The organism is Mesorhizobium sp. M7A.F.Ca.US.002.01.1.1 (genome assembly GCF_004022955.1).
In the GTDB taxonomy this organism is placed as follows: Bacteria; Pseudomonadota; Alphaproteobacteria; order Rhizobiales; family Rhizobiaceae; genus Mesorhizobium; species Mesorhizobium ciceri.
Map to the genome: position 1 here is coordinate 1 of NZ_RZQE01000234.1, position 8,876 is coordinate 8,876.

Here is an 8,876-nt window from a genome sequence, read left to right on the forward strand (position 1 = left end):
GTCCTCGACGCCGTCGGGGCGCGAGAAGATGAAGGTCAACGGCAGGTTTTCGACCGCCTTGGCGGCACCGTCGCGAGCAAGTGCGGCGACATGAACATCCTCGCCGGCGCGGTAGATACCGCGTTCGGTCCAGGCATAGACGTCGAGCGCACCTGGCGCCGCGCGCCCGGTGACGCCGCGGTCGGACAGGTCGAAGCCGGCCCGGCCCATGTCGAGGAAGACGAAGTCATTGTCGCCCTGCTTTGCCATCAGCACGGCCGGCACCATGCCGCCGTCGCCGCGCGTCAGGCCGGGGTTGAAGACGGCATGGCCGTCGGCATCCGACGTCGCCGTGCCCAGAACCTCATTGTTCCTGGCGACCAGCGTCAGTTCGGCGCCGGCGATCGGCTTGGCGCTGCCCAGCGAACGGGCAAAGACATTGAGCCCGTCCTGACCGGTATAGGTCGACAGGCCGATGTCGGAGACGACGAACCATTGCGTGGCCATCGAGTTGTAGTCGTCGCTCTTGTCGTTGACGGCCTGGGCGGTCAGCACGTAGACGCCGGGCTTGCGCTGCGGCACCGCCTCGTCGACCGGGAAGGAGGTGGTGACCTCCTTGTTGAGGTCATTGGCGATGTCGAGCTGGCCTTGCCAGACCGGCGCGCCCATCTGCTCGGAAATGTTGGAGATGTCATAGCCGTCCAGCTGGTGCAGGAACTGGTAGCCCGACAGAAGCTGGGCGAGCGAACGATCGCCGATGCGATAGAGCTTCATCTCGGCAGCGTTCATGTTGACGGTAACGATCGGAATGCCACGGCGCGCGCCGGCCGGCAGCACGAAGCTATCACCGGTGAAGCGGGCGGACGGTGCGCGGTCCTGGACATAGATCGACAGCACCACGGGTGCCGCGGTCACTTCGCCGATTGCCGCCGGCAGGCCGGCGCGGAAGGTGACGTCGTAGTGCTGGCCATGCTCCAGCCCTTCGACGCAGATCTGCTTGTCCTTGGCCTCGACGCCCTTGGGCGGTGCATTGTCGACAGTGACGAATTGCGCGTAATCGACGCCGGTCTTGACCAGATCCTCGGAGAATTGCGCGCAGATGCGCGGCGCGCTGGTGTCGGCGTCGATGGTGTGGTCGATAACGCGGAAACCCTTGCGCGCCTTCAGATCGGCATAGTCGGCCTGGACCGCCGGCGACGGATTCAGGGCAAGGCTCGCCTCATAGGCCTGCAGCGCCGGCCGGTAGAGATCGCGCTTGTCGAGGCCGTTGCCGAGCAGCGCCAGCACTTCGGCGCGCGTCTTGGTGGTGCGCAGTAGTTTATAGGCATTGAATGCGGCCGAAGTGCCGTTCGTCGGCAAAGTGGAAGCTTCGGATGTGCTGGCGGCGGGCTGCACGGCCAGCGTTTCACGCGCCAGGTTGAGCCAGAGCTGGCCATCATCGGGCAGTACCGAGACAGCGGCCTCGTATTTCAGCATGGCGGAGCGGTGGTCGCCGGTCAGCACGGCCTGTTCGGCGGCACTCAGCAAGGCAGCCATGCCTTCTGTCGGCTTGTCATAGGCCGGGCCGAGCAGCTTGTTGCGGTATTGCTGGGCCTGGTCGGCCATCCAGTTGGGGAAGAAGGCGAGTTCCGGCGGCGCGCCGATATCAGGATCGCCATCGATGTTGACGACCTTGCCGGCGACCGCGCCATTGAAGGTTTTCAACTGGTTGTAGTCGGATTTGAGGAAGCACCATTTGGCCTTTTTATTGTAGGTGAAGGCGCGGCAGGCCGGGTCTCCCAGGCATGTCGTCTTGCACTGGTCGATTGTCACATTCTGGTCGGACCTGAGATCAAAGCCGAAATAATCGGAATTGTCCGTTGTCGCGATACGCCGGGCTTCGGCCGCCTGCGAGACGCTGCTCCAGGCCAGGACATTGGCCCAGGCAAAAAACAGGAGAATCAGAATCGAAAGACCACGAGCCGCGCGCATTGCCATAACACCCCTCCAGACACAGCTGACGTCCGGGCATGATCAAGCTTCAGTCAGGCTTGTCAACACAAGGACGCGGCAGGGGTCCGCCTGCCAACGGTTTCCTTTCCGGTCGATGACCGGTAGTACCTCCATAGGACAGGGGATCACGCTTTCTTGCGGCGACGCAAAAGGTGTGAATTCCAAGCCCGTCCTATTTCAGACAATTGGATTGTGGCCCCTTTACGAGCGCTTCAGAACTTCATTCCAATTTTAGTTTTGTAACCTAGGTTGTCTTAATGCCGGCGCATGAAGAGCAGATGTCAGGAGGTCGCGCGCCAGGGCGTGCGCTTCCGCGCGCCCTGCTGCTGGCCATGATGTGCTCGACCGTGCTCGTCGCCGAATCGCCCCCGGCGGCCGCTTTCGAGCTTTTCGGCATCAAGCTGTGGGGATCGTCCAGCGACGAGGAGGCCGACATCGTCGATCCTCTGCGCTACGCCGTGACCATCAATGCCCCCGACGCGGACAAGGACCTGGTCAAGAAGCTCGAAAATGCCACGGCGCTGAAGAGCGACGAGGAGCGTCCGGTTTCAGGCTCGCTCGGGCTGATGGCCAAGGCGCGCAGCGACCGAGAACAGCTTGTCGCCGCGCTCTATGCCGATGCCCGCTACGAAGGCGTCGTCACCGTCACCATCGACGGCAAGCCGCTCGACGATTTGCCGCCGGATGCCGAATTCAAGGGTCCGCAGCCGGTTCCCGTGGCGATCGACATTGCTACCGGGCCGAAATTCACCTTGGGCAATATCAGGCTGCAAGGCGACGCGGCAGGACTGATGAGCGCCGATTATGGCCTGATATCAGGCGGCGACGCCGGATCCGGCGCAGTGCTCAAGGCCGAGGCGCTGATCGTGCGGACGCTGAAGGAGCAAGGCAGGCCGCTGGCAGAGGTGACGGACCGCCAGATCGTCGCCGACCATGCCACCTCGACGCTCGACGTGACGCTGACGGTCGCCGCCGGACCGGTCGCCGGCTATGGCCCGACCACCGTGGAAGGCACCGAGAAGGTCGACCGCGACTTCACCGAATACATGACCGGCCTCAAGCGCGGCCGGCAATACTCGCCGCAAGAGATCGACGATGCGCGCGACCGGTTGCTGGCGCTCGAGGTCTTCAACAGCGTGACGTTCAAGGAAGCCGACAAGCTCGATGCCGACGGCAACATTCCGATCGGCGTCCAGGTCAGCGAGCGCAAGCCACGCTATTTCGGCGTCGGCGGCACTTTTTCCAACACCGAGGGGCTGGGCCTTGAGGGCTATTGGGGCCACCGCAATTTGTTCGGCCGGGCCGAGAAGCTGCGCATCGATGGCAAGATCAGCGGCATTGGCAGCAACGATCTCGGCGAACTCAACTACAATGCCGGTATCATGTTCGAGAAACCCGGTGTGATCGGACCGGCATCGAAGTTCTTCGCCGGCGTCAAGACGGTGCTCGAACATCCTGATGCCTATGACCATTTCTCGGTCAAGGGCAGCGCCGGCCTGTCCTACGAACTGACCAAGAAGCAGACGGTTTCCGCCGAGGTGGCGCTCGACTATTCCCGCATCCACGACGCTTTCGGCAAGCACAAATACCTGATCGCCAGCATTCCGCTGCAATATGTCTACGACAACAGGGACAACCGCCTGAACCCGACCAGCGGCTTCCGGGTGCTGGCCTATGCCGAGCCGAGCTACGACATTTTGAATGGTGCGGCCTTCCTGAAGCTCAAGGGCGAGGGATCGGCCTATCAGTCGCTGGATTCGGCTTCCAAGTTCGTGCTGGCCGAACGTGTCGCCATCGGGTCGATCGTCGGCACCGGGCTTCAGAATGTGCCGGCCGACCGGCGCTTCTATTCCGGCGGCGGCGGTTCGGTGCGCGGCTACGCCTATCAGGGCATCGGTCCGAAGGATTTCACCGGCCAGCCGATCGGCGGCCTGTCCTTCTTCGAAACCTCGGTCGAGATGCGCATCGCCATCACCGACACGATCGGCATCGTGCCGTTCGTCGATGCCGGCACCGTGTCGACCAAATCGGTTCCCGATTTCTCCGATGTCAAGGTCGGCGCCGGCGTCGGCCTGCGCTATGTCACGCCGTTCGGGCCGCTGCGCATCGACGCGGCCGTGCCGCTCAACCGCGATCCGGGCGATCCGCATTTCGGCATCTATGCCGGCATCGGACAGGCATTCTGAGCGATGAAAACAGTCTGGCGCATCCTCCGCATTGTTCTCTACACCCTGCTGATCGTGATTGCGGGAGCGATCGGCGCGCTGGTGGTGCTAACCAAGACCGAGCGCGGCCGCGACAATCTCGCCGGCATCATTTCGCGGCTGGCATCGACCGACGACCGCAAGATCACGGTCAGCGGCATAGACGGCATCTGGTCGGGAGCCCTCAGCGTCGACCATGTCGTGCTGGAGGATCGCGAGGGTGCCTGGCTGGTGGCGCGCAAGGTGGCCGTCGACTGGTCGCCGCTGGCGCTGCTGTCGAAAAACTTCAGCGCCGACCGTATCGCCGCCGAGCGCATTGAGCTGGCGCGATTGCCGGTGGCCAGCACGCAGCCGGCGCCGAGCGGCGGCACGACGACGCTGCCGGTTTCCATCGACATCAAGCAGATCGACCTGCCCGAGATCGCGCTTGGCCAAGACCTTGCCGGCAGCGGCATCGCCGAACTTGCCGCCAGGGGCATGCTCAAGGCCGATGCCGCGCCTCTGGCGGTCGAGACGGTGCTCAACGTCACCCGCCATGACGGCAAGCAAGGCAATGTCGATGCCAAGATCCACTTTGCGCCGGCGGACAACAGGCTCGATCTTGACCTGAAGGCCTCGGAGCCGGCAGGCGGCATCATCGCCAATCTGCTCAAGCTGCCCGATACGCCGCCGGTCGACATAATTGTCTCGGGCACCGGGCCGCTCGCCAATTGGAACGGCATCGGCACGTTCTCGGTCGACGGCAAGATCGTCACCCAGCTGACAGGCCGGCACCAACTGACCGACAAGGGTAATCATGTTGAGGCCAAGGGCGACGGCGATTTCGCTCGCTTCCTGCCTGAGAATCTCAAGCCGCTGTTTGCCGGCAAGACCAGCTTCGATGTCGCCGGCACCGCCACATCGGCCGGTGGCGTCAGTGTCGACCGCGCCAACATCGACAGCGATGCGGTGCACGGCACCGCGACCGGCATTGTCGATCCTGCCGGCGCCAGCGACCTCTCGATCGAACTCGCCGCCAAGGGTCCGCCCGTTGTGATCAGCGTCGGCAGCAAGGCGCAACCGATCACGCTGGCGATCAGCAATGCCACCGCCCGCGCCTTCGGCGACGGCAAGGCGCCGATCATCGACATCGGCGCCTCCTTCGTCTCCATCGTTGCTGGCGGCACGCGGCTGGATGATCTGGCGGCGCAGATCCATTCCGACGGCTTTGACATCCAGAACCGCGCCGGGCCGGTCACCGTCAAGCTGCAGGCAGGTGGCCTCAACACCGACGTGGCGACGCTGGCGCCGCTGATCACCGGCAAGATCGATGTCGATCTGGCCGGGTCGGTCAGCAAGGATGCCATTGCCATCGACCAGGGCACGCTGCGCTCCGACGCGCTCAACGCCTCTCTGACGGCGACGGTGGCGCTTGCCGACCTGTCGATGCAGCTGAAGATGAACGCGGATGCCGTGGCGACGGCCTTTCCGCCGCAGATCGCCTCGGTGCTTGGCGCCCGGGTGAAATTCTCGGCCACCGCGGCCCGCGATCCGCAGGGATCCTTCGCCGCCAACTCGATCGAATTCACGTCCGGCACGCTCAGCGCCGCCGGCACGGCCAGCATGCAGGGCACCGACATCCAGGCCGACATCAAGGGCAAATTGGGCGACGTTTCCGTGCTGTCGCCGACAGTCGGCGTGCCGGTTGCCGGTGGCGTCGATTTCGCGCTGTCGGCAAGCGGCGCGATGACGGCTCCGGATTTCACCGTTACCGCCGATAGCGACAGCCTGACGGCATCGGGCCGCACGGTGAAGAGCATCAAGCTGACGGCGAGCGGCAAGGCCGATATCACCAGTCCCGCCGCCAACGTATCGCTGACCGGCTCCGTCAACGACCAGCCGCTCGATATCAAGGCAGCACTGGTGACAAGCGAGGGCAAGCGTTCGATCAACGGATTCCTGGTCTCGCTGGGCGACAACAAGGTCTCGGGCGATCTCGCGCTGGACGACACGTACATGCCGCTCGGCACGCTGACGCTCGACGCGCCCGCTATCGACCAGTTGGCCGCACTGGCCGGCCAGGCGGTGACGGGCGACATCGACGGCACCATCGGCTTTGCCAAGGAGGGCGACGCGCCCTCCGTCGCGATCGATGCGAAGAGCACTTCGATCGCGCGTGGCGACGTGACGGCCAAGGCCATCACCGTCAATGCGCTGATCGCCAATTATCTCAAGGCGCCGGCGATCGCCGGTTCGATAAAGGCTGACAGCGTCACTTCCGGAACCACCGAAATCAGCGGCATCGGCGTCGACCTGAAGCGCGACGGCGATTGGACCAATTTCACCGGCGGCGCCACCATAGCGGGCATTCCGGCGACCGCTGCCGGCCGGGTGAAGATCGCCGACGGCAAGACGAGCGTCGAGATTGCCTCGGGCGAGGCGACGGTTCGCGGCATCAAGGCGGCAATCGCTCAGGCGTCGACACTGAGCATCGCCAACGGCACGGCCAGCATCGAGAAACTGGCGCTCGATGTCGGCGGCGGTTCGGTGACGCTGTCGGGCACTGCCGGTCAGACGCTCGACCTCGCGGCGCAATTTTCGGCACTGCCCGCGGCGCTCGCCAATGAATTTTCGCCCGGCCTCGACGCTGTCGGCACGCTCAGCGGCACGGTTGGAGTGACCGGGCCGCCGGCCGCTCCCGATGTCCGCTTCAATGCGCAACTGGCCGGTATCGAAACCAGCCAGACCCGGCAGGCCGGGCTCGGGCCGCTCGCCGTCGATGCGGCCGGCAGATACACCTTGGCCGGCGGCGTTGTGCTCGATCAAGCGACACTGACCGGCGACAAGATTTCCGGCAAGGCAGCCGGCACCCTCAATCCGAACGGCGCCAGCGATTTTGCGCTCGATCTCATCTCATCCGGCCCCAGTCTGCCCCTGATTCTCGGCAGCGCCGAGAGCCCGGTCAAGATCGAGATCCGGTCCTTGTCGGCAAAGGTGGCGGGCGAGAGCACGCGGGCCCGCCTGGATGTCTCCGCGATCCTGCCCTCGATCGTCACCAGTCCAGCGAGGGTGGACGGGCTTGCCCTGGCGCTGCACTCGGATGCGTTCGATCTCAAGAACCGTGCAGGGTCGGTTTCCGGCACAGTGTCGGTGGACAAGGTCGGTCTCGACAATCCGGTGATTGCGCCGCTGATCGCCGGCAAGGTCACGGCGGCGCTCAGCGGTCGCCTGACAGCCGATGCGGTTGCCATAGACAGCGGCTCGCTCAGGAGCGATGCGCTGAACAGCCAAGTTGCCGGCCAGGTATCGCTGCGTGACGGTGCCATCGACCTCAATCTGAAGGCGGATACCCCATCGTCGGCCTTGCCGGCGGCGGCGCGCGGCATGCTTGGCGAACGCGCTGAGATCAGCGCCACGCTGAAGCGCGACCCCAACGGCAGTATCAATATAGGCGGATTGAAGCTGACCTCGGGCGCGCTGACCGCAGACGGGCAAGCCAGCCTTGCCGACAACAAGGTAGCCGCCGACATCAAGGGTGCGCTGAGCGACATCTCGCTGCTGTCGAAAGACGCCAAGGGCGCCATCGCTTTTGCGTTGAACGCGCAGGGCCCGGCCGCGGCGCCGGACCTGTCGTTGACCATCGACAGCGACCGCCTTCTCGTGGCGGCGCGAGAGATCACCGGGCTGAAGCTGGCCGCCACCGGCAAGGCCGATGCCGCCAATCCGGCGGCGAATGTGCAGCTGACCGGCAATGTCGCCGGCCAGGCGCTGCAAGGCAGTGCGGTGCTGGCGACGGCGGACGGCAAGAGCGCCATCAATGGCCTGCTGCTGTCGCTCGGCAAGAACAGGATTTCCGGCGATCTGGCGCTGGACGAGAAGTTCGTGCCGGTCGGCACCATCGCGCTCGACCTGCCCGATATCGGCCCGCTGGCAGCACTTGCCCTGGAGAAGGCCGAAGGCGATGTGCGCGGCACGATCGCCTTTTCGAAGAACGGCAATGCGCCACAGGTCGCAATCAAGGCGGCGACAGCATCGATTACGCGCGGCGACCTGCAGGCGAAAGCCGTCTCGATCGATGCGCTGGTCGCCAACTATCTGGCGGCGCCCGTGATCTCCGGAAAGATTCGCGCCGACACCGTCACGTCGGGCGGCACCGTGATCAGCGGCATCGATGTCGACTTGAAGCGCGACGGCGACTGGACCGGCTTCTCCGGCGGCGCAACCGTCAAGGGCATTCCGGCACAGGCCGCCGGCCGGGTGAAAGCGGCCAACGGCACGACGACCATCGAGCTTGCCTCCGGCCAGGCGACCGTACAAGGCATCAAGGCGGCCATTGCCCAGGCCTCGACCGTCAGCATCGTCAACGGCATGACGACGCTGGACCGGCTCGTGCTCAACCTTGGCGGTGGTACGGCGACGGTGACCGGCAAGGTCGGCACGGCGCTCGACATCAATGCGACGCTGGCGCGGGTGCCGATGTCGCTCGCCAACAGTTTCTCGCCGGGGCTCGACGCCGCCGGTTCGATCTCAGGCACGGTCAAGGTGACGGGTACGCCGGCGAACCCCGCCATTGCCTTCAACCTCGACGCGGCCGGCGTGCAGACCTCGCAGACGCGCGGTGCCGGTGTCGGTGCGGTGAGTGTCTCCTCGTCGGGCACCTTCGGCGGCAACAAGCTGACCTTCAATGCCAATGTCGGCGATGGCGCCGGCCTTGGCCTCAAG

General features: G+C 64.9%; 3 protein-coding genes. 2 read left to right on the plus strand and 1 reads right to left on the minus strand.

Annotation, left to right across the window (positions count from 1 at the left end; genetic code table 11):
• On the minus strand, positions 1-1,956 hold a 1,956-nt coding region (locus tag EN932_RS21285), incomplete at its 3' end, for an MG2 domain-containing protein (protein ID WP_245483310.1).
• Positions 1,957-2,228: 272 nt separating this feature from the next.
• On the opposite strand from EN932_RS21285, the gene EN932_RS21290 reads away from it, so the two are divergent.
• A complete protein-coding gene (locus tag EN932_RS21290) occupies positions 2,229-4,157 on the plus strand; it encodes an autotransporter assembly complex family protein (protein WP_127388396.1) in 1,929 nt (642 codons plus the stop codon).
• A gap of 3 nt (positions 4,158-4,160) precedes the next feature.
• A partial coding sequence (locus tag EN932_RS21295) for a translocation/assembly module TamB (protein WP_128369049.1) occupies positions 4,161-8,876 on the plus strand: 4,716 nt, incomplete at its 3' end.